A 22,730-nucleotide genomic window follows, 5' to 3' on the forward strand; every position below is an offset into this window, starting at 1 on the left:
GTTTATTAAACCACCTAGAAGAATCATAGATGAAATGGATTACCAGAGAACGACCTAAAATTGATAGAATAGCTTCCCCTTGGTTGATAAAAAACTTTGTTGACGAAGACGCTGAATTTATCTATGTCCCATTTAGCGAAGTTTTGGATAAATCAAAAGAATTGGATGCTATTCCATTTGATATTCCCAATGTAGAATTCACACATTACGAAGAGCAAAGTACTTTTGACTATATCGTGAAAAAGTATGAGATTAAAGACCCTGCTATTTTAATTATAGCGGATATTGTTCGAGGTGCTGACACAGACAGGCACGATATCGCAAAAGAATCTGCGGGACTTTGGGCAATTTCAGCGGGGCTTTCCTATAACATTACGGACGACTATAAATTATTAGAAAGCGGAATGGTTATTTATGACGCGCTATACAGTTGGGCAACCCATTTATACAAACAGAATCATTTACAAAACAGTCCTTTTGAAAATCTCTTGCACGAAGTCTATCATAAATTTTTAAAGAAAGAAAAAACAAATAAAAAGAAAACGCCTGCTTGGGTTAAAGATTTAAAAGCAATGATTCAGGATCAAATAGATACCCAATTTACTTTTGATCTAAAGAAAATCTCTAATGATTTAGAACTTAATCCTTCCTATTTATCAAGAGAGTTTTCCAAATATTTTGAAGACCTCAATTTTGGAGATTATGTTAGAAAACTACGAATCGAAAAAGCCATTACTCTTATTCAAAATTCGACCTATACACTTACCGAAATAGCCTATATGACTGGTTTTTCAGATCAAAGTCATTTTACGAGAATATTCAAGCAGAGTACAGGCAAAAATCCTTCCTCTTACCGAAAAAAAATCACTGAAAAGTAATTCAGATACAAAAGGTAAACAGCATACTATTTATACCTTTTTAGTATAATTAGTTTTGTATCATAAATTAAAACAATATGATACAAATTAAACGCGCTATTCTTTTTGCTTTATTAGCAATTGCTTCCCCTATTTTTTCTCAAACTACTTATCCGAAAATAACAGGATATTTTTCTGTGATGCATCCTATAGTCACTATAAGTAGCGAGGAAACTGCTGTAAATTTCAGAGATTATTATTCGGTTAATTTTCCAACAGGAATCAATATTTGGAAAAGTGCCAAAATTGGATTTTCTTTTGAAATAGCTCCTAGTGTAAGAACCGAAGACGGAATAAGCAAAGTGAATAGTGTATTGTTTCATCCTGGAGTATTGGTAGCATTAGGACACGGTTACACTTTTGCAGGAAGAGCCGCCTTTGAAACTAGTGGCAGATTTGGTGTTACGCCAGTAATAACCAAAACGGTAATAAAAAATACAAACAGCAATTTTTATGTTTCTCTTCCATTTCCAATACGTTTTGGCAATGATCATCCCGCTACATTTACTTCAGGTATTCAACTTGGTATTGCCTTTTAAAAAAAAAATATGAAAGAGAACCCAACATACAGTTTAAAAGAATTACTTCTTTATTTCCTAAAATTAGGTACAATTGGTTTTGGTGGTCCAGTAGCATTAGTTGGCTATATGCACCAAGATTTAGTCGAAAATAGAAAATGGATTTCAGAAGAAGAATATAAAGAAGGTTTAGCTTTAGCACAATTAGCACCAGGCCCATTAGCGGCGCAATTGGCGATTTACCTTGGATTTGTACATTATAGTTTTTTAGGAGCAACGTTGATAGGAGTTGCCTTTGTTTTACCTTCTTTTATAATGGTGGTGCTTTTAGGAATCGTTTATAAATTATACGGAGGATTGTCTTGGATACAAGCCGTTTTTTATGGCGTAGGTGCGGCTGTTATTGGTATTATTGTAATGAGTTCCTATAAGCTGACGGTAAAATCTATCGGCAAATTTAATTTAACCTCTTTTAAAACGAATTGGTTATTGTGGCTGTTTTTTATAGTTGCCATAGTCGTAACATTGGTTACGCAACAGGAACAAGTTTTATTATTTGTGTTGGCTGGAATTATATATATGTTTGTCAAAGCACCACCAAAATGGTTTAATGGTAAAACTGCCAATTCTATTGTCCTATTACAAGTTGGTTTTTGGAGCTATGACAATTCTACTCTGATGAAAATTGCCCTCTTTTTTGCCAAAGCGGGAGCATTTGTATTTGGTAGTGGATTGGCAATTGTACCCTTTTTACATTCAGGAGTCGTAGTAGAAAACCAATGGTTAACGGAGCATCAATTTGTTGATGCGGTTGCGGTGGCAATGATTACACCTGGCCCCGTTGTTATTACTGTGGGCTTTATTGGTTATTTAGTTGCTGGTTTCCCGGGTGCTTTGGTTGCTGCTTTAGCCACATTTTTACCGTGTTATTTATTTACGATTGCTTTGGCTCCATCCTTTAAAAAAATTGCTCAAAATCAATCTATCAAAGCTTTTGTAGATGGGATTACTGCTGCTGTTGTTGGGGCTTTGGTGGGAGCAGTTGGTGTAATTGCAACTAGAAGTATTTTGGATATTCCAACAACACTAATAGCTATTGCAACAATTTTTGCTTTACTTTATATCAAGAAAATTCAAGAACCTTATATTATTGCTGTTGCAGCAGTTGTAGGGGTTGTTATAAAATTAGTATTATGAACAGAAAAGATTTCTTAAAATCCAGCACCTTATTTGGAGCCGCAGCATTAGTGCTTCCTACTACGAATGCTTTTGCTAACAATTTAGCAGACAATTCTATTGATAAATTGGTTGATGCCAATGGGAATTATATTCATCAAACATTACCGTATAGCGAAAATTTTCTTGAGCCTTATATGGATGCTGAAACTTTACATCTACACTATACTTTTCATCACGGTGGAGCAGTAAAAGGAGCAAACAAAGATTTGCAAATGATAAAAAAAGCTTTGGACGAAAACAATTTGGAAACAGTTGATTTTTGGACAAAAAAGCTATCCTATCATTTTTCGTCTCATATTTTGCATTCCATATTTTGGACAAATCTTACTAATAAAAGTAACTTACCAAAAGGAGATTTACTGAAACGAATTGAGAAAAGCTTTGGTAGTTTCGACAGATTAAAAGTTCTAATTGCTGCAACTGCCAAAAATGTTGATGGCAATGGTTGGGGTATTGTAGCTTACCAACCTTATAGTGATAGTCTGGTAATTTTACAATGTGAAAACCACGAAAAACTAACACAATGGGGTGCAATTCCAATATTGGTTATTGATGTTTGGGAACACGCCTATTATTTGAAATACAAAAACAAACGTACTGATTTTGTAGATGCCCTTTTTAATATCATCAATTGGGATAATGTAGCATTGCGATTGAACGATGCGTTGAAATTGACATTGTAAAACCCTGAAGTTAGCGTATTTAATTATCAAAGGATATTTGTTTTTCAAAACAAATATCCTTTTTTATATAAAAACAAAGTCATTACCTCATTCAGCTGCACAAAATCCTCGTTTAGTCCAAGTATTCCTAAACTCACATCTTTGTTTGCTTCATTTCGTTAATTCCGTTTCCAATAACGAGAACATTCTTTTTCGTTCGGTGGTAAAAGGACGTTTTACATTTCAGTTGCCACTCCTTTGCCAACGCTCCAAAAAAAATTACTGGCACAGTTTTTATCAAAAACACGTACGCTTCGCAACTTGCGCCAGTAATTTTTTTTCCCAAGCTGTTTTACATAATTGAGTATTATAGTTCATTACAAAGCTTTTATATTGTTTTTTTGGTTTTTGCAATGAAGCTATAATATCATTTATGTAAAACAGCCGCCACACCCAACGCGCTAGCCAGTGGCTCCAGGACAGTCTTTTTTATTGCTTCCTCGCACCGGCCTGCAATAAAAAAGACCATCCTTCGCCACTGTCCTTAACAACGTTCGCCATTTCATAAGAACTTTTACTGAACTACCTAGTTTCAAGAACGTTCACGGTCACTGTTTTTAGCAACTTGATGTTTAAAGCGGTAAGTGTTTGCATTGTTTTTGTGCGTGTCGCAAATCGCTTATCACCTCCATTTCTAACATTCACGACATAGGAATAAGCAATTGACGACACCCACAAAATCAAGAGAAGCCAGCAAGAGTGTGGTTTTTTATTTGCCAGAAAATAAGAAGTAATTGCTTCAGCGGAAAAGCCGATGCCATACCGTTCCTAAATATAATGTTGACTAGCCCGAAGCATTGTCTTTCTTTCAAGTCTATGGCATCGACTTTTCCACAAAAGCAATCAAAACCACCCCAGTAAGCAAATAAAAAACCACACACTTGCCCGCGCTACTGCCCCATCGCACTAGGTATTATTTTTTCATTGTTTTTGTAAGTATTGAAAATCACTTGAAAACCTGTGCTATAAAATTAAAAATCTCCGTAAAGTGATTTTCAATACCCACAAAATCAAGTCCAAGAAAGAGTATGGATTTTTAAAACAGAAAAATAATAGGAATGGTGTTTATATTTCTTTTTTCTGTTTTAAAAATCCACACCCTTTCCGAAAACCATCCTCTTCTAAATCAACTCCCTTTCCTTAGCAAAGCTTCCGATTATACGATGACGATTGGTAAATGAAATCAAAACAAAAAATAAAAAAAAAGAGAGCAAAGGTAAGTTCCAGGTTTGCAAAAAAGCAAGTTCAAGCCTCCGGTTTTTGATAAAATCTCCACCCATAACGGTTCGCAACAACACTCTGTTCAACCTTCACGCCTACACTTCCGAAGATGTATCGGGTAGTATTTTATCAAAAAAACTTGCTTTTTTGAAACCCTCCACTTGAACGAATGGCTTTCTTTTTTTTCCTTTTTTTTCTTTTGAAAAATTTAATGGGCGGAGCGTAGCGAAGCACATTGGTCTTTCAACCGAAACCCTGTGGAAAATTGAAAATCTAACCAATTTTTAAAGCCGAATGCTATGCTAAATTTCATCATCAAGACCCACCGAAAAGACACCATTTACACAAAACCCCATTTATTTGTACTTAACAAGGGGATGAACAGCGGAAAGCCACAAAAAACGCCATTTACTAACGGTTTTGTTATCATTTTTCAAAAAGAAGAGGACTGCGAAAGCCTTTTTTTCATTGCGTATAGTTTATGGCAAACAAAATTCTGGCATCAGTATTTAGTAGGTTCGGTTATTTCGTTTTTGCGTCTTCCAGATTTCAAAAAACAATTCAATCCACAAGCCAGTTTGATGATGGTGGAGCACGAGCAGCACCAAAAAAATGTTGCAGCTCTCAAACTTCTGGAGAAAAAAGAAAAACAATACAAAGAGGATATGATGCTCATAAATGACATTCGTAGAGCCATTTTATACCGTTATTGTAGAAAATAAAACAATCCTGGTCCAACTGGACTAGGATTGATTGCGCCTTATTCCCAAGCAAACCAACGCATAAGTGCAATATGATTGCACCACTTAAATAAACCGAAGAAAAGCAAAGCAATCTACTTTTATTGACTGCTAAAAACAAAAAAAGCTCCAATAAATGGAGCTTTCAACGTTGTTTTCAACCGTTTTTAAGGGTTTATTTTCGGTTCTTCTTCCGATTTTACAGCAGTTTGAGAAACTACTGAAATAATACTACCACCCAGAACCAAGTAACCAGCAGCCGAAACCAATCCAACAGGTAAAGCAATAGGCGAAGCGATGATTATTCCGCCAACACTTGCCAAAGCAATTCCAACAGTGCGAAGAATTTTAAACCATTTTGGTGTTGGTGCCAAGGTTCTTTCTACTAAATTCATTTTATTATTTTTCATAATCTGGATTTTTAAATATTGATAATTCTAAATTGTGTACTCTTTTTTCGATGTATTCTACTTTCTGGTTCAATAAATCGTTACCACTTTTGAACTCTGTTTTGATGATTAAAGCCATCGTTTTTACTTCAATCAAATCTTTCTCCATACTCTTGAAATCAGTGTGTAATTGCTTGATAAAATAAGCCACAATCGAGAGTAACAAGGTGATTAACGTTCCAAAAAGTGTGGCGATGATGTTGATATTTTCCATTTTTTGGCCTTTTTAGAATTGAAAATTATTTTCAATAGTTATTACATTGTTTTCAACTTTTGCCAGTGCTACTAATTTTGGATAAATCATTTTGTAAGCTGCAACACTTTGAGTAACTTGAAAATTGCCATCAACGAATTGGAAACCAAAACCACAAAGCGGACACCCGGCAGTTTCTTTGATAGTATTTCCGGTATGGATATAAACAAAGCTGAAATTTGGCAAACCAGTAATTTCAATCATTCCTTCGTGAAGCTTTCCAAATGCTTTTTTGTAATCCACATTTTTAGCTCCGTGAGTGTTCAACTTCAAATTAAAAACACCTTTTGGAATGGCAGTTTGAGAAGCTATTTTTACTTCTCTAATTTTATCCTCTAACAAATAGCATTGAAATATTCCGTTAATGTATAGCTGGCTCAATGTGCTTTCTTTGCCCTGGGCTACTCTTATTATTTTGCTTTCCATAGTCTTGATAGATTTGAGATTAAACAAAAAATCCCTCACTTTTGGTGAGGGATTTTCGGAAGGTTTTTCTAAAAAGCATCCTCAACTTTCAAGCAATTACCACTGGAGAACAAGTAGTAATTTGGTCCCACTTGTTGGTAGAACTCAATTCCGATACACTGCAAAACTGTGGTGTTTACCGTTGGAAGAACTCCACCTGGTAATGTTGCAGAAATTGTAGTGGCAGGAACTGGAGCGTACAAGTCCAAAAAGTCACTGTATTGAATGTCACTTACCTCATTCAAAGCTGCATCCATTGGATCGTAGCTGTTGGTGGTGGCGTTGTATTCAAAATCACTAACCACGGAAAGAGAACTAATCAAACGGAAATGTGTTGCTCCTGATGGAGCACTCACCAAATTCGCTGGATTAAACGCATCAACTACAAACTCTCCACTGGCTCTGTCAACCGCGTGGGTTAAGGAGTAAGGAGCGTTGAAAATACCGTTGAAGGAAGAGTTTTTGTCAAACTCGAAACCTTTCAAGTAATTTCGTTGTGTAGAGATTTCGATTTTTCTGTAACCCCTAGCTTCAGTTTGGTCTTCCAAATTGATTTTCTTCATAATAGAAGTTAATCTTCCAGTTACTTGACTGTCCGCCATTTGTTTCATCACTTGAGATAAACCAGTTCGAACCGATTTCCCGGCTTTGGCACTCGCGCCAAACTCGTTCATATTCTCACGAGTTCTTTCGAACTCTGGAGCTGAGAGTACTTGGTCACCAGTTGGACCACCAACCATTCCGGCAAAGTAGCCTTCTTGACCTTTAATTTTAAAATGTCGGATATCTCCAAGAGTTCCAACATACTTGATAACACCTTTCTGTCTTGCCATTTTTTTAAGTTTTAATGGATTAATAATTAGATAAAATTCATAAGACAAATTTCAAGTATTATCTTTGATTATCAATAACTTAAAATACTGAAAATCAATGCAATACAACGCAAAAGCACCGTACATAGTGGAAACCCATTGGCAAATTGAAGAAGTCCTTGACGGAGATAGCATAATCATTTGCAATCGTTTCACTCAAATGAAAAAAGAAATCCGTCTTTATGGCTTGGATGCACCAGAAGTAAAACTAAATAGGAAGATGATGGAGGATGAAGAGAAAAGCAGTTTGCCTGCCCAATTATTGCTCCAATTTGGTTTGCAATCCTTGCACTTCGTTTTGTCGGTTGCACCGCCTAAAACGGTTGTAACTATCATTACGGAACAGGAGAACTATTACGACTACTGGAACAGGCAATTAGGGTATGTAATTTTGCCTAGTGGATTATGTTTAAATGAATTACTTTTACAAAATGGGTATGCTAAAGCAACCCAACAATATTATTGTGGCAAGTTAGCAGAATATCAAACGATGAACCGCCAAGCACAGCTTGATAATATTGGGATCTATAGTCAAGTAAAAGTATTCTGATTTGTTGTACTTATGTTGTACTATAGGGTTTTAAAAATTAAGGAGTACCAACAAATACAATACCTTACAGGCGTTAAGAAGATATATACAAGTTGGCAGATATTTAAACTCACAAAATACTTATAATCAAATATATAAAATGAAGTTTACCAAATTTAAATTCGAAAATTTTAAAGGTATAGAGAACCAAACTCTTGATTTAAGTAAAAATCCTCAAAGTAATATTTATACTTTAGTTGGATTAAACGAAAGTGGAAAAACTACTATATTAGAAGCTATAAATTATTTTGCTTACAAACCAGAACGTTTGGATGCTCTCGAACTAAACAACTACCAAGTTGAAGATATACATAGTTTAATTCCTATAAATAAGCGTGATAACTTTAATGGTAAAATATTAATTTCTGCTACAATTGAACTAGACGATAAAGAAATTTTGAATTTAACCAAAGACTTTGCTAAAGAAGGTATTTCAATAACTTCTTTTGATAATAAAATTTCATTTACTCAAGAATACTACTTTCAAAAATCTATCCATCAAAAAGATAATGACAAATATTTATGGGAATATAGGATATCTGGAAAAAAGAAAAAAGCAAAAATTTCTAAAAAGTTAGATAATACTGATGCGTTATTTGTTTTTAGATATATAAAAGAAAATATGCCTAGCATACTTTATTTTCCAAATTTTTTATTTGAATTTCCTGAACGAATTTACCTTGACAATCTACTATCTGAAAAAAAACATTTATTCTATCAAACTATAATACAAGATATTTTAGATTCGCTTGAAAATGACTTAAATATTGATGATCATTTGATAAAAAGGATTGTTTCTACAGATGAATCAGAGAAGAGAAATCTTAATAGTCTAATTGGTAAAATGCAAAAAAAACTTACTGAAGTTATTTTTAAAAAATGGAATCAAATATTCAATAAAGAAATCTCAAAAACTGAGATTATACTATATACAGGGCAAGATGTCAATGGAACATATATAGAATTCAATATAAAAGACGATGTTGATACATATCGAATTATTGAACGTTCTCTAGGATTTAGATGGTTTTTCGTTTACATCTTATTAACGCAATTTAGAGAGTATAGAACTGTAAATAAAAATGCATTTTTCTTATTTGATGAGCCAGCGTCAAATTTACATCCTTCAGCTCAAACAGAATTGTTAAAAAGCTTTGAAAAATTACCAAAGGTAATTTACACAACTCATAGTCATTATTTGATAAATCCAAAATGGTTAGAAAGTACTTTTGTAATAAAAAATGAATCTATAGATTATGATAATGAAGAAAATTACAATTCAAAAAACACTAAGATTTCAATTCATAAATACAGAGAATTTGCAGTAAAGTATCCAAATCAAAATAATTATTTCCAACCTATACTTGAAGTTTTAGATTATAAACCATCAAGTTTAGAAATGGTTCCAGAGGTAATTATAACAGAAGGTAAAAATGATTTCTATACTCTGATGTATATGCAAGAAATACAATTAAAAAGAAAAAAATTATTAAAAATTGTACCAGGAACTAGTGCAAGTAATCTTGAAACTCTAGTCAGCCTATACTTGGGTTGGGGAGCAAATTTTTTAATATTATTAGATTCTGATAAAGAAGGAATAAAACAAAAGAAAAGATATATCGATTTATTTGGAAAATCTGTTGAAAGCTTGATAATTACTTACGCTGACATTGACGATAAATGGGAAAATTACGAAATGGAAAAAATGTTTAAAGATGATGAACGTCAAAATTTGATTAGAGAATTATATCCTAGCGAAGAAAAACCAAACGTTACAAAAAGTCTATTTAATCGAAGTTTACAAGAACTTTATTTACAAGACAAGAAATTCAACTTTTCGAAAGAAACATTATCAAATTTCACTAAATTAATAAATGTATTAGAAAAAAAACTATAAAAAAAATCCCCCAACAGCCATTACAAAACATTTTGGGCATTTTGCGCAGTAGGAAAATGGTTTTGTACTTTGAAAACTTGTGCATAATGGAAAAATCTCGCGTCTTTTATCCCAAACATCTTGTAGCGCCAGGACATTACCAGCTATTTTGCCAAAAAATCACAGAAATTAAATAAATAAATATGAAAAAAATCTTTATAACATTATTTATAATCAGCTCTAACTTAACTTTTTCACAAGATTATTTTGAAGGCAAAAGATTGTATTGCAAATCTGAAAATCCCGAAGCTATGAAGCTTTTTAATTTAGGTATTGAAACATTATATTTAAATAAATCTTTAGACCAAAAATACCTCAAAATAACTTCAAATATTTTCTTTAAGGCTTATAAAGCTGACACTACTTTTTGTGATGCAATTTTTTTTACAGGATACACTTTGAGATTATTAAATGACGAAAAGGCAATAGCTTGTTATATTATGGCAGATAGTTTGTCAAAAAAAACATTAGAATTTAAAATAAATTTAGCTTCCGAAGGGTTAAGAGTTGGTAACGAAAAATCATTAGAAATTGCTCGAAAAAAATACAATGAATTAATTACTTTATTTCCTGAAAATCCTGAAGGTTATTATGGATTTGCATTAACCTCTCCTATTTTTGGAGACACAGATAAAGGATTAGAAAATATAAATATTGCAATTGAAAAATATAAATTATTAAATCCGAAATTAAACGATGAAGTTATATTCTTAAAAGGCATTTTGTTATCTCAAAACAAAAAATACGATGAAGGTTTAGAGTATTTAGAAAAATGTTATTCAACATACAAAAAAGATGAAAACTTTAAAATTCATTATTCATTGTGCTTACTCAAAGTTTCTGAAATTAAGAATGACGAAAAAATGAAACAGAAAGCTTTTAAGCTTTATGGACAAATTGAAAACAAAGAGCAAATACCCGAAGATATAAAAGTCTTATTGAAATTTTAAAAAAACAGCTGGTAACAGCCGTGCTTGTTGCACAACTCAATAATAAGTAATGTTGGTCAAAAAATGTAAAATTTAAAAATTATATTCAACTGATTTGTAGTACTTTATAAATTAAGTATTTATCAAACCTAACCAAAATTAAACAAAAAGCCAGTTGTGCAACAAGCACAGCCGTTACACGAAATCGGGGCATTTGGCTTATGGAAAAAACTCGCCTCTTTAATCCCCAAATCCGTATAGTGCCAAGACGTTGAAAGTAAAACAACAGAAGTGATACCCTTGAATAGATAATTCAAATTCAAACCAAATGAAAAGCAACTTTATTCCCAACTTACTTCTTTGGTTGTCATTAGTTATAGTATCACAAATAGCAATTGCCCAATCGGATACTTATACTATTCAAGAGATACAATTTAAAAGTCAAGGCGTAACCTTAGCTGGCTCCATACTTAAGCCTAAAAATTCGTTTGCCGCAGTCGTTATTGTTCACGGGTCGGATCCTGTAAAAAGGGAAATGGAGTTTGCTAAACGTCTAGCTAAACAAGGAATTACTGTTTTGACCTATGACAAGCGCGGAGTTGGAGCATCTGGAGGTGTATATGTAGGTCCATCTGTTGGGACCAACAATATCGAAAATAGTAATCTTACTTTATTAGCCATGGATGCTAGCGAAGCAGTAGAAACGCTTCGCACCCATTTGAAGGATAAAAAAATATCCATTGGATTAGTTGGATTCAGTCAAGCAGGATGGATTATTCCCATTGCAGCAACCAAAAATCCAAAAGTAGCATTTATGGTTCTGTTTAGTTGCCCTACGATTACGACTTTAGAGCAGCTTCGCTTTCAGTTTTACACGAACGGCAATACTACTTTTTGGGAAAACCATACGGATGCCGATGCTCGCGAACACACCCTGTTCGACCAAGACAAGTATCAATTTACTGCAACTGATCCTAAAATTACGCTGAATACCCTTTCTATCCCCGGACTATGGCTTTTTGGAGAAAAGGACATCCAAATTCCCGTTAAGATGTGTATCGAGCAATTAAATACACTCAAAGCTCAAGGTAAAACATTTGAATACGCTTTGTTCCCAACCTTAGGACACAATACAGCATCAAGCGACAACACAGCACCATTTGCCCTTTCGATTGAATGGATTAAACAGAAAACTGTTGACATGAAGAACAGGAAAAAATCAATGAAATAACAATAAAGTAATGCCTACAACTGCCATTTATAAAATTACCAATCTTTTGGGATCCAAGCCTATTTCTAACGTTTTCTAAATCCTACGAAGCTCACAACATTTGTATACTATCAAATAGTAACCAACCCAAAAGGGCGTTTATTTCAGATGAAATAAACGCCCTTTTTTCGAATAATTAACCAAATCATTATTTTGTTTCTTGGAATTTCAATGAAGCTGAGTTCATGCAATAACGCAATCCCGTAGGATCAGGTCCATCATCAAAAAGATGTCCTAAATGTCCCTCACAACGCGCACATACAATCTCTCCTCGCACCATTCCTGCACTTTTATCTACTACCTCGTTTACCCTACTTTTGTCTAAAACATCATAAAAACTAGGCCATCCTGTACCTGAATCAAATTTTGCTTTTGAGGAGAACAACGGCAAGTTACAACCGGCGCAGTAATACGTTCCTTTTTTGTGATTGTCATGGTATTCATTCTGAAAAGGACGCTCAGTACCTTTTTCACGTAATACATAATATTGATTAGGAGTCAACTCCTTCTTCCATTCCGCATCCGTTTTTACTACTTTTTTCAAAATAGTGTCTGAGAGCGAAAGAGTAGCTTGTTGCGCTACTGCTACTTTGTTATCGGTCGCTGCAGCTTCTTTCTTTCCTTTACTTGCTTGCAGGCAAGCAATAAAACTAAAGGAAATTAATATCGTGGCAATTAATTGGTGGTATCGTTTCATAATTTTAGCTTTTAGGTTTTAACTTTCCTTTATAAGTTGTTTTAAACTTATTGTATCTAGGAACCGAAACTCCCTTTACATAAGGCTGATTGGGATTGTTTTTTACATAATCTTGATGGTAATCTTCGGCTTCGTAGAAATCACTAACTGGCTTTACCTCTGTCACAATCGGATTTGGAAATACTTTCTTAGCGGTCAAATCTTTGATTTTATCCTCGATGATTTTTTTCTCATTCGCATCTTTATAAAAAGCAATGGAACGATAGGACGACCCTTTATCTGGTCCTTGCTGATTAGGTGTCGTAGGATCTTGAGATGCAAAAAATACATTTACTAACTCCTTGTACGAGATTACTTTTGGATCATAAAAAACAGCAATTGATTCCGCATGACCTGTTCTATTCGATCCAACTTGCTCATATGATGGGTTTTTCATTGTCCCACCGCTGTAACCAGAGATCACCTCGTTTACACCTACTACAGCTTCAAAAACATGTTCACTACACCAGAAACATCCTTCGGCAAAAACAGCAACTGCTTGTCCTTTTTTAGGTTCTAATGACAATTTTTTTGTTTGTGCATTCGTACAGCTGATCACTGTAAAGAACACGAATAAGTAACTTACTATTTTCATTTTATACTGTTTACTATTAGTTATCAATTGATTAAAAGGTCTTTGTGCTTTGCAATAAAGTAACCTGCCTTTCTATTTTGTAATTTACGACTATTACACAAGCTTGGTTTTCAAACAAATCCTAAAGTTTTGTTAGTTTTTGACAGATAGCGTTTCTAAAATCTTCTCTTCAAAACCTTGCAAAGCTCTAATGGCATAATCAACCTTCTTTTTTGTCTTGTATTTATAGGACACCTCTAAAAAGTTTTTGTAGGGTACGGTAGGCTGTACAGTCAAAGCATCATTTTTTCGATAATTGACTTTAATAGGAATGTCTTTGTAATAGGTAAAATAATCAGGATGCGTAATAACGCCTAAGGTCGAACAGTCAAAAGGAATAAAGCCGCGAACGCCAAAAAACTTTTCGTTTTTCTCCATCCAAGGCTGCACGATATCGAATAACCATTTATCCGCTTCTTCGTTTTGATCTAAGCTAGCCAAATCGATATTCCCAATAAAGGTGTACGAACTTGGTTCATAACCTGCAAATACTAAAGGTATAGCCGACTCTAAAACGATATCCATCGATTTATAATCGAACTCATAGTTGTAATCAAACACATTTAGTTTTCCGTTTCCTGGATTAAAAGGCAGTCCAGGAGTACGTGCAGCACAAATAGATATTTTTTCGATTTGCGGAATAATATCGGGGTGATTTTTGATTAAGGTCGCAATATTAGTCATTGGTCCTAAAGCTAATATAGTCAGCTTCTCTTTTTTCAAAGCCTCATACAATGCTCTCGTTCCATCATTCTCGACACCTATATCATCAGCGTTTGGAGAACCTTTGTATACTGGAATTGCAGCTCCTTTGTTGTGCCATTTCAATATTTTATGAATTACATCGTAACTGTAATCAACGTAAGTAATGGAGCTAATCCCTACAATTTCTATTTGCGGTTGCTTCAAAGCCATGATTAGCGTAATCCCATCATCGACCTCACGTGGTGTTTTATCAGGCATTCCAATCATCAAATCAGTGTCGAACCAAACTTTTGTTTGGGCTTGCAGTGCTGCCGTAAGCAAAAAAGCAAAAAGGACTATTTTATTTTTCATCTTGTTCTAAAATTAAAGTTTTGGCAAACCTTAGTAAATCTGCCTTCATTTCTAAGTCCATTTGCAATGGCAATTGTGCTAATCCTATCAATCGGCGCATGATTTCAGTTCCAATCAAACCATTCAAAATAGTCGAATTCAACTCGCTAAACTGACTGTAATTTTCTTTTACAAATGCGATCACTCCTTCTTCCTGCTGCGTGATGTACAAATGGGCCAACATAACCGCTAAATCAAATTCGCGCAAGCCGTAAAAACAAAATTCGGGATCTATTACTTTTATTCCGTCTCCCGTTTTAAGCCAACTCCCAGGATAATAATCACCATGGAGTAAGTACTTTCCTTTCGATAAATACAACGAGCCTAACGTACCTATTTTATGCTTTAACTGCTCATCGTTTTTATAAGTTAACGCCAAAGCTTTTAAACCAGGCTGAATAACATCCAAATCAAACCCATTCTCGATTCGAAACGGATACTCAAATATGTGCTCGTAGTTCAAGCTGCGCATCTCCTTATTTTCCAGCTCATCATCAACGACTGTTTTTTGAAAACTTTGGTGCAAACCATTCAAATACGTTACTAATTGCGTAAGTTGGGCCGCTTCCAGTTTTTGGTCTAATTGGTACAAAGAGGTATAATCGCTAGATTCTCCTAAATCTTCCAAAACAATGACATTAGACTTAGGATCGAGCCCTAAAATCTTAGGCATTATACTTTGAATTGCAGCAACTGTAGCTACTTTTTCGTAAAAAGCCCCTTCCGTAATCGCACGCTCAGCAGGCGCCGCTACTTGCGGATATTTCTCGACATAGCCTCTCGATTGTTTAACAATAAAGGAGCGCGCAGCCGTTTTTACTCGCAAGACGCAATTCATATTTCCCTCTCCTGGTTTAGAAATAGAAACAATCGATTCCGTAGGTTCAATCCAATTTTGGGATTGTAAATAAGCAGCTAATTCAGTAGGCTCATTTGCATTTAGTACAAACATATTTTATTTTTTAGTTGGGCGTTACCACAAGGGTCGGGCTATTCACTGTATTCCCAATGGACATAAAACAAGGCTGAAAAAAGCCCTGTTTTATGCCTTGGGAGATGCCGTTGCTATCCCTAACGCGAATTTATACATAGTTCAAGAGAATACCTCCATCCCTATTTGTTTTATTTAAAATAAGTAACGAACGCTAAATTGAAACTGTCTTGGTGGCGAAGCGTTTCTTTGGGTAAACAATCCGCTTGCACTTGAGCCACCTTGAATCTGGTTACTTTGTGTTGCATTGTTGCTGTATCCACTTAAATTTTCGGCATTCAATACATTAAAAATGTCGGCGCGTAATTCAATCTTATTATTTCCTGCAATGGCAATTTGATGTTGGATACCTAAGTCAAAGGTAGTATTCCATGGTAAACGGTCGCTATTTCTACTCTCTCCCGGGAAACGATCACTGTTTCCTTGATAAGCATCGGAAAAGCTAGCTCCGTCGCCATTTAAGTCAGTGGTTCCAAAACCAAGTGGTATTCTATTTATAGGTTGGCCACTTTGTAACAATCCTGCAAGGGTAACCGTAGTTCCTTTAAAAGGATAGTAACTGTAAATACCATTAATATTGTGTGTCCTGTCATTTACTGATGGTCCCCACTCATTCGCAAAATTATTCCCATCAGAAGCTCTAAAGTTAATTCCATCAGTGTCATTTTTACTTGATGACAACGTATAATTTAAGCGGTACGAATAATCATCAGTACCTCTTGTTTTTTGGTAATTCAAACTCATTGCATAGTACGTTGATTTTCCTTCGTTTTCACTCACAATTACGCTACGTGCTATTCCTGTAACTCTTTGACCATTAATAGTCGCACCAAAATTCGAAATAGGAATTGGTCGAGTAGCATCTGCTTCATCTTCTGTTCTAATAACTACATTATTAGGATCGATAGGATATTCTGCAGGAGCGTTTAAATTTCGCAAACGAGTTAAATTTTGTCCGCGATTGTGAACTAAATCCACAAAAAACATGCGCTCATCTGATAATTGCAATTGGTAACCTAGGGCAAATTCCTTAGTATATGCATTTTTGTAACCATTGGGATTTAAGATTCGTCGCTCTCTCGAAAATATATTTTCTCTTTGTCCTTGCAAATCAGTCGCTGACGGTCCTTGTAAATAATTAACGCCTGTTACAGTAGCTGCTAAGTTTCCGTTATAAGTTATTCTATCAATATTGGTATCAGCTGGTAAAATTCCTAAACGCTTCAACTCTTCTAATTGCAACTTATAACTTTGAGAATTCGTGTTATACTGCAAAGCGTCACTGTACAATGCATAATTTACTTTATCGTAGGAAATCGCAAATCCACCACGCAAACTGCTGTCATTGTTAAGTTTGTAGTTAAAGTTAAAACGAGGTGCTAGGTTGTTATAATCTCCCTTATCGCTTCCTCCTTTGGACAAATTGTCATAATCATAACGCAAACCTAAAGTAAGATTCAATTTATTGGATACCGACCATAAGTCCTCTATATAAGCCGAATATATATCTTGATTGGTACCAAAAGAGGTCGGTCTTAATTCGACAACATAATCTATAACTTGTACATCTTGCGGAATATCATTCACATTTAAAGCGCCACCTACTCCACTATTTTTAATGGCATCTATTTGACTTTGATTCAGTTTCACTTTATAATTTCCAACTGGATTTCCTCCGCCATACAATTGATGATCGGCTCTAATAAAATTCAGTCCCGCTTTAAAAGTATGATTCTCTTTATAATATTTCACTTTTTGTTGCAATTGTACCGTGTTTTCGATAGCATCAAAAACATAACCTGGATTTCCTATCACCCCTATTGTTTCGTCATTTACGCCCAAAACAGTTACTTGTGACGTATTAGGATTGAATGGTTTAGCATAATTCCATCTAAAACGGCTGTACTGCACATTACTTTCTCCTGAAAAATTCCCGAATTTATAGCTGTTTTTCAAAGCCAATAAAATACTATTACGGTCTTGGGTATTTCCCGCTGACGCAAAAGTAGAACCTCCTTCTAGTCCACCACCTTGGCGCTCAATAGCCACTCTACCTACGTTAGCACGCAAAGAAGAGTTGAAGTTTTGACTCCAAATTTGATCAATTTTAGTCGAAAAGTAATCAAAAGTATTCGTTCCTCGAACCGTTTCAGTAACGCCTAATTGGGGTACATTCAGTAAATTATCTTTTATATCCGTTGTGTGCTCAAAATTCACATAGTAAAACGTTTTGTCCTTGGTTATCGCACCACCAGCTCCTGCACCTACTTGATAACGCGCAAAACCATTTTTAACTTGATTTCCTGATAAATCTCTTTGAGCAAAACTAGACTTTCCGTCAATTGCTGGACCGGGTCTACTAACGAAAAAAACTTCGCCAGTGGTTTCATTAGAACCAGATCGAGGCGTAATATTGATGATTCCACTTCCTGTTACTCCATATTCTGCTGAAAAGTTGCTTGTTAAAACCGTTACATCTTTTACAAATCCAGACGGAATGGCAAATTTTTGTCCTCCTAAAAAACGTTCATTATTATCTAAACCGTCAATTAAATACGAGGTGTATCCTGAGCTAGCTCCGTTGATACTCACATTGGCAGCTTCGGGAAAAAACCCAGTGGCTTGAGACACGTTAGGCAAGCGAAACAAAACTCTAGTAATATCGCGACCCTCAACCGGAATTTCTTGAATTTCGGCTGCTTTCATTTCAAAAGAAACTTCGGCATCCCGACGATTAATTTGTGCTGTAGCTCCTTTGGTGATCACAATCTCATTTAATTCATTGGATTCTTTAGGCATCAATAATAAGGATACTGATGGTGCTTGATTAGAACGAACACTGATCAAGTCCGACTTTTGAGCGGCGTAAACAGCTGTTCCTTCAAAAATTACTTGGTATCCATCTAAAGCAGGAACGCCTCTAAAAGTAACTTTACCTTGGCTATTTGAAATTTGCTTTGCACTGCTGTTACGAGAGCTATTGACAAGCAAAACCTGTAAATCAGCTAGTGGTTTTTGTGTATTGAAATCGATAATTGAGACTGATACGTCTTCTTGAGCTACCCCAATTGTGGTGATGCTCAGCAATAAAAACAAGAAAAATTGTTTCATTTAAGTGTGTTTTTGAATTATAATTTTAAAAAAAGGTTTGTAATTATTCTAAAACAGGTGAGCCTTTGTTAAAATTAAATCCAAGAACATTATAAGTGTATGCGGTATCGATAAATCGATTTAAGAATAATTGGTAAAATAGTAAAGACAATACGATGTCTTTAATTTTGCTTAAATAGGAAAGACCAATAGTAACTGTGCTAAAATCAGCGTAGGAATTAAAATCTGATAAAGGCTTTAAAATAAAGGATTGCTCAGTTGATAATGCTTTTAATTGCTGAAATACTTTCGACGTTTTCCAATCTAAAGTAGCAAACAAGTCTTTATCAAAAACACCTTTAGAAATTCCTATAAGATAAGCACCTCCTTTGTAATTGGGTCCCAAGACAAGTTCGTTATGGTCTAGCGAAACGTTCGCTTTTTGAATAAGTGCTGCAGTTAGTCCCGGACTATCATTTCCTACGATAATTACCTTTTCAAATCCTTGATTGAAAACGGCTTCAAGAGCAGTACTTAGTTTCTCGCCAAAACTATTTCCCTCTTGGACAGTTTCATTAGAAATGAAGAAAGGTAGTTTTGTTTTATGAATCGTTTGTAAAACTTTTTGATTCATTTTACTCCACAACAAGTCATTCTGCTTTTTACTATGAGCAATTGGTTTTACCGTACTTTCTAATGAAGCACTTTGAGCAAAAAGAAGGATGGCTGTTCGCGAAGGGAGATGCTTTATTATACTCATGATTAGTTAGACGAAGGGCTTTATTAAAACTGACATTCAGCTTAAAATTATTTATAACATTAAACTACTTTATAAATACGTAAGTAAGCGAAGTATAGTTTGAGCAAAATGGTAATTTGTAAGCCAAAATAGTACTAAATGCGTGATAAACAATGTAAGCAACAGCATAACTACTTTAGAATCAATGAGACTCTTCAATTAAAATTCGGACTTTAGCAGGATATTTTTGTGCAAAAGAACAAAGCAATTCCGTGATATATTGATTGGAAGGATAAGGTGTAACATAATCCCTAATTTCAGTTAGGTCATTAATCGCTACATCCGTATCGAGATAACCCATTCCGTAAAAGTGTCCCTTTTCGACCCAGATACAACTACGCTCGTCATTATTTCGACCTTTGTCGATAATAGCAAAACTAGATCTATTGTTAACATGAAAATCAATTGCAGCTTGTACTTGGTCGTTATGATACTCCATTTCTGGCAAGGGTATAATTTCCGATTGTGCTGAAAAAACACCTTCCGATAAACTACCATACTTACAAAATCGCTGATCGAGATCAAACTGTTTTGAGAGATCCTGCAATAAGTTGATGCCTCCATAAATAGTGTCAAAGGTTTCGATACAACTTTGATTTTTGGCTAGTTTACCTACAGCTAAATACCGATAACCGTTTCTCGCTTCGTACTCGAATAAGCCAAATTTAGGTTCAAAGCGTTTTAGTGCTTTGTTGTGAACGGGCCATAATTTTTTGATTTCGGTACATTCTAGCAACAAGGCCATTAACTCGGTGCCGCATACTTCAAAGGTAATCGCATAAATTTCTCTAAGGAAATTTTGTCGCTGTGGCGTGATTTTATGACCGCTGAAATGCGAGGCTACTCGTTTTTTTAAATTGACTGCTTTGCCTACATAAATAACCTTATTATGCTCATCATAAAAATAATACACACCCGATTTTTCAGGCAAGAGTTCAAAATCTTCTTTTGGTAAATTAGGCGGTAATCGCTGATCAGGAGCCGTTTTTTTGATCATTTTATCCATTTCCTTATCGGTATCCCATTCTAGTAAACGACTGAACAAGATAGCGGTAGCATCGGCATCACCACCAGCACGGTGACGGTTGTCGAGATGAATATCTAAAGAATCACAAAGCCTACCCAAACTGTAAGAAAGTAATCCAGGTCTGATTTTCCTAGCTGCTCTAACGGTACACAGTTTTTTGGCAGTCCATTTCAAACCCGCTCTTTCTAGTTCGTGGCGAACAAAGGAGTAATCAAAATTTACATTGTGTGCTACAAAAATTCGGTCCGACAGTAACTCAAATACTTTATCTGAAATTAAATCGAATACAGGCGCATCACTAACCATCTCATTTGTGATTCCTGTTAAGGCAAATATAGCAGGCGGAATATCCTTTTCGGGATTTACTAACGTTTCCCAACGGTCAATTACTTTTTCGCCATCATGTATGATAATAGCGATTTCCGTAATGCGGCTGTGTGTGGCATTCCCGCCGGTAGTTTCGATATCGACTATTGCGTATTCTTGGTTTTTCATTGTTCATAATTATAACTGAAACGATGCCTTTTGATGCAAATCGTTTCAAAAAACTTTTACCACATCTTATTCTGATAAAAAGAATCTAATCTGTGGAAATCAATTTAATCAGTGGCTAATTTTATTGTTTTACACTTCAGCCTTGTGGACTTTGATGATCGTGGTTTGGTTTACTACTAAAAAGAAGATCGCAAACCGAATCAGGTTGTCAGACCGATATTTTTTTTCACCTCTAAAATATCTTTCTTCAAATCAACAAACATATTTTTGATTGTAGTGCTTTCTAACTCTTCTGTTTTTTTATCAGAACGAGCGATGCTACATTGGTATTCCCAAATTTCAAGAATATCCGAAGCTTTCAATAAGATGTTAGTACTTTTTGAGTACTTTCTTTAACATACATTTTTAAAGTTTATAATTTTAAACTCCAAATTGTCTTAAATGATGATCAAAATGTTTCCATTGTACAATTCCCCATTCTTCGGGTGTTAAGTGTCCAAAAAACGGATGCGGTTCAGTAGTACATTTTGAGATTCCTCCATCAAAAAATTGTTTAAGTAGTTCAACCGATCGTAGCTTTTCATTCTCTAAATCTTGAGCATTAATAAATATGTATTTTTTATGTGTTGGTGAATTTCTAGAAAATTGTCTTTCACTGATGTATCTCGATTTAAAAAACTTTCCAATGATTTTCCCGATAAAAAGTCTCTCAGGTGAATTAATATGCAATGCGGTTTCAAGAAATGCGTTTAAATGTGCTAACATTTGTTCGACATTCATTTTTCCCCAAAGTCTTTCTGAATCTGAAGACAGCATTTCAACTCTCGCAATAATTCCTAAAACATCTGATTTATTATATATATTCCTTCTCATTTTTAATTTGTTTATTCCAAGTCTAAAACAGCTATTAAATTAATGCTTGTGCTTTTTAGTCGAAATGATTTTGAACTACTATTAGGTTGTCAGGCCGATATTTTTTTTCACCTCTAAAATATCTTTCTTCAATTCAACAAACATATTTTTGATTGTTGTGCTTTCTAACTCTTCTGTTTTTTTATCAGAACGAGCGATGCTACATTGGTATTCCCAAATTTCAAGTATATCAGAAGCTTTCACTTCATAAGCGGGATAAAAATAATTATCAGAGGCTACCACTAAGGCATTCTTTTTATTTTTATTCAATCGCTTATACACCATACCCTCACTTCTCGTGATTAAAATATAAGTTTTGCCATCGAGTACTTCGCCCAAGCGTTCTACATATCGCCCAACTATAATATCGCCATTTTGGTGTGGCGGCATCGAATCGCCTTCAACAGGAAAACCACGGTATTTACCCACACCCAAAAACGGCAAAGATATTTGCTGCAATTGCTCGATATACTCTGGATCAGCATAGCCACTTAAGTAACCTGCTTTTACTTTTTGGGTAACAACTTCGATACGGTTTTCTCCCATTTGATCCACTTGAATGGGTAAAATGAGTCGGTTATTTTCGAGTTTTAACAAATCGCTGACCTCTACTTTCCGAATATCCACCGATAACAATAAGTCGATACTTACTTGGTAATATTGCGCGATTTTCTTCAGAATCTCATAGGGGGCTTCTGAGGTTCCGTCTTCGTATTTTACGTAGCGACCCCTTGTAATTAAAAGGCTTGCGGCTACTTTTTCTTGCGAGATATTGTGCTTTACTCGCAAGGCTCTGATATTGTCTGAAAATAAGGACATAACAACTTTGTT

The 22,730-nt window shown here is 34.9% G+C and carries 22 protein-coding genes; 9 read left to right on the forward strand and 13 right to left on the reverse strand.

Annotated elements, in window-relative coordinates; translation table 11 throughout:
- Positions 1-29: 29 nt before the first annotated feature.
- From ACZ2G0_RS14205 to ACZ2G0_RS14225, 5 genes are all read left to right on the forward strand, one after another.
- Entirely contained in the window at positions 30-878 is an 849-nt protein-coding gene (locus ACZ2G0_RS14205; RefSeq protein ID WP_470308177.1) for a chromate resistance protein ChrB domain-containing protein, read from the forward strand.
- 77 nt (positions 879-955) lie between these two features.
- Positions 956-1,456, forward strand: coding sequence for a hypothetical protein (locus ACZ2G0_RS14210; protein WP_470308178.1), 501 nt, complete (start codon positions 956-958; stop codon positions 1,454-1,456).
- A gap of 9 nt (positions 1,457-1,465) precedes the next feature.
- Positions 1,466-2,632 carry a chromate transporter gene (locus tag ACZ2G0_RS14215; protein ID WP_470308179.1) on the forward strand — a complete coding sequence of 389 codons (1,167 nt, stop codon included), beginning with the start codon at positions 1,466-1,468 and terminating at the stop codon, positions 2,630-2,632.
- Positions 2,629-3,357 (forward strand): superoxide dismutase, encoded by a 729-nt coding sequence (locus tag ACZ2G0_RS14220; RefSeq protein ID WP_470308180.1) that lies wholly within the window; start codon positions 2,629-2,631, stop codon positions 3,355-3,357. The genes ACZ2G0_RS14215 and ACZ2G0_RS14220 overlap by 4 nt, the downstream gene beginning before the upstream one ends.
- 1,559 nt (positions 3,358-4,916) lie before the next feature.
- Positions 4,917-5,339 (forward strand): DUF6943 family protein, encoded by a 423-nt coding sequence (locus tag ACZ2G0_RS14225; RefSeq protein ID WP_470308181.1) that lies wholly within the window; start codon positions 4,917-4,919, stop codon positions 5,337-5,339.
- Between the two features lie 185 nt (positions 5,340-5,524).
- Here ACZ2G0_RS14225 and ACZ2G0_RS14230 read toward each other — a convergent pair whose 3' ends face one another.
- The 4 genes from ACZ2G0_RS14230 to ACZ2G0_RS14245 form a co-directional block, all read right to left on the reverse strand.
- The gene (locus ACZ2G0_RS14230) at positions 5,525-5,767 is read right to left on the reverse strand and encodes a hypothetical protein (RefSeq protein ID WP_238567369.1); all 243 of its coding nucleotides are present in this window, start codon (positions 5,765-5,767) and stop codon (positions 5,525-5,527) included.
- Positions 5,757-6,020, reverse strand: coding sequence for a hypothetical protein (locus ACZ2G0_RS14235; protein ID WP_035671714.1), 264 nt, complete (start codon positions 6,018-6,020; stop codon positions 5,757-5,759). Before ACZ2G0_RS14235 ends, ACZ2G0_RS14230 begins: the two co-directional genes overlap by 11 nt.
- Before the next feature lie 12 nt (positions 6,021-6,032).
- The gene (locus ACZ2G0_RS14240) at positions 6,033-6,485 is read right to left on the reverse strand and encodes a DUF5675 family protein (protein WP_035671712.1); all 453 of its coding nucleotides are present in this window, start codon (positions 6,483-6,485) and stop codon (positions 6,033-6,035) included.
- A gap of 68 nt (positions 6,486-6,553) precedes the next feature.
- A complete protein-coding gene (locus ACZ2G0_RS14245) occupies positions 6,554-7,357 on the reverse strand; it encodes a hypothetical protein (RefSeq protein WP_291251718.1) in 804 nt (267 codons plus the stop codon).
- 97 nt (positions 7,358-7,454) lie between these two features.
- On the opposite strand from ACZ2G0_RS14245, the gene ACZ2G0_RS14250 reads away from it, so the two are divergent.
- From ACZ2G0_RS14250 to ACZ2G0_RS14265, 4 genes are all read left to right on the forward strand, one after another.
- On the forward strand, positions 7,455-7,946 hold the full coding sequence (locus ACZ2G0_RS14250; RefSeq protein WP_470308182.1) for a thermonuclease family protein: 492 nt from the start codon (positions 7,455-7,457) through the stop codon (positions 7,944-7,946).
- Positions 7,947-8,085: 139 nt separating this feature from the next.
- Positions 8,086-9,882 carry an ATP-dependent nuclease gene (locus ACZ2G0_RS14255; protein ID WP_470308183.1) on the forward strand — a complete coding sequence of 599 codons (1,797 nt, stop codon included), beginning with the start codon at positions 8,086-8,088 and terminating at the stop codon, positions 9,880-9,882.
- 182 nt (positions 9,883-10,064) lie between these two features.
- Entirely contained in the window at positions 10,065-10,871 is an 807-nt protein-coding gene (locus tag ACZ2G0_RS14260; RefSeq protein ID WP_470308184.1) for a tetratricopeptide repeat protein, read from the forward strand.
- Between the two features lie 307 nt (positions 10,872-11,178).
- Positions 11,179-12,081 carry an alpha/beta hydrolase family protein gene (locus ACZ2G0_RS14265; protein WP_470308185.1) on the forward strand — a complete coding sequence of 301 codons (903 nt, stop codon included), beginning with the start codon at positions 11,179-11,181 and terminating at the stop codon, positions 12,079-12,081.
- A gap of 187 nt (positions 12,082-12,268) precedes the next feature.
- Here the strand turns inward: ACZ2G0_RS14265 and msrB are convergent, their stop codons facing one another.
- The 9 genes from msrB to ACZ2G0_RS14310 form a co-directional block, all read right to left on the reverse strand.
- On the reverse strand, positions 12,269-12,817 hold the full coding sequence (gene msrB, locus ACZ2G0_RS14270; protein ID WP_470308186.1) for a peptide-methionine (R)-S-oxide reductase MsrB: 549 nt from the start codon (positions 12,815-12,817) through the stop codon (positions 12,269-12,271).
- A gap of 4 nt (positions 12,818-12,821) precedes the next feature.
- Complete coding sequence (gene msrA, locus ACZ2G0_RS14275; protein ID WP_470308187.1) at positions 12,822-13,451, reverse strand: peptide-methionine (S)-S-oxide reductase MsrA; 630 nt, start codon at positions 13,449-13,451, stop codon at positions 12,822-12,824.
- A 132-nt stretch (positions 13,452-13,583) separates the two neighbouring features.
- Positions 13,584-14,546 carry a nucleoside hydrolase gene (locus ACZ2G0_RS14280; protein ID WP_470308188.1) on the reverse strand — a complete coding sequence of 321 codons (963 nt, stop codon included), beginning with the start codon at positions 14,544-14,546 and terminating at the stop codon, positions 13,584-13,586.
- Positions 14,536-15,537 carry a phosphotransferase gene (locus ACZ2G0_RS14285; RefSeq protein ID WP_470308189.1) on the reverse strand — a complete coding sequence of 334 codons (1,002 nt, stop codon included), beginning with the start codon at positions 15,535-15,537 and terminating at the stop codon, positions 14,536-14,538. Before ACZ2G0_RS14285 ends, ACZ2G0_RS14280 begins: the two co-directional genes overlap by 11 nt.
- A gap of 174 nt (positions 15,538-15,711) precedes the next feature.
- Complete coding sequence (locus tag ACZ2G0_RS14290) at positions 15,712-18,687, reverse strand: TonB-dependent receptor domain-containing protein (protein ID WP_470308190.1); 2,976 nt, start codon at positions 18,685-18,687, stop codon at positions 15,712-15,714.
- A gap of 43 nt (positions 18,688-18,730) precedes the next feature.
- Positions 18,731-19,426, reverse strand: a complete 696-nt coding sequence (locus tag ACZ2G0_RS14295) for a TIGR04282 family arsenosugar biosynthesis glycosyltransferase (protein ID WP_470308191.1) — start codon at positions 19,424-19,426, stop codon at positions 18,731-18,733.
- 181 nt (positions 19,427-19,607) lie between these two features.
- Positions 19,608-20,987 carry an exonuclease domain-containing protein gene (locus ACZ2G0_RS14300; protein ID WP_470308192.1) on the reverse strand — a complete coding sequence of 460 codons (1,380 nt, stop codon included), beginning with the start codon at positions 20,985-20,987 and terminating at the stop codon, positions 19,608-19,610.
- A gap of 420 nt (positions 20,988-21,407) precedes the next feature.
- Positions 21,408-21,860 carry a DUF1569 domain-containing protein gene (locus ACZ2G0_RS14305; RefSeq protein ID WP_470308193.1) on the reverse strand — a complete coding sequence of 151 codons (453 nt, stop codon included), beginning with the start codon at positions 21,858-21,860 and terminating at the stop codon, positions 21,408-21,410.
- 81 nt (positions 21,861-21,941) lie between these two features.
- Complete coding sequence (locus ACZ2G0_RS14310) at positions 21,942-22,718, reverse strand: XRE family transcriptional regulator (RefSeq protein ID WP_300288701.1); 777 nt, start codon at positions 22,716-22,718, stop codon at positions 21,942-21,944.
- Positions 22,719-22,730: the final 12 nt, after the last annotated feature.

This window comes from Flavobacterium sp. KKT103, from assembly GCF_055640565.1.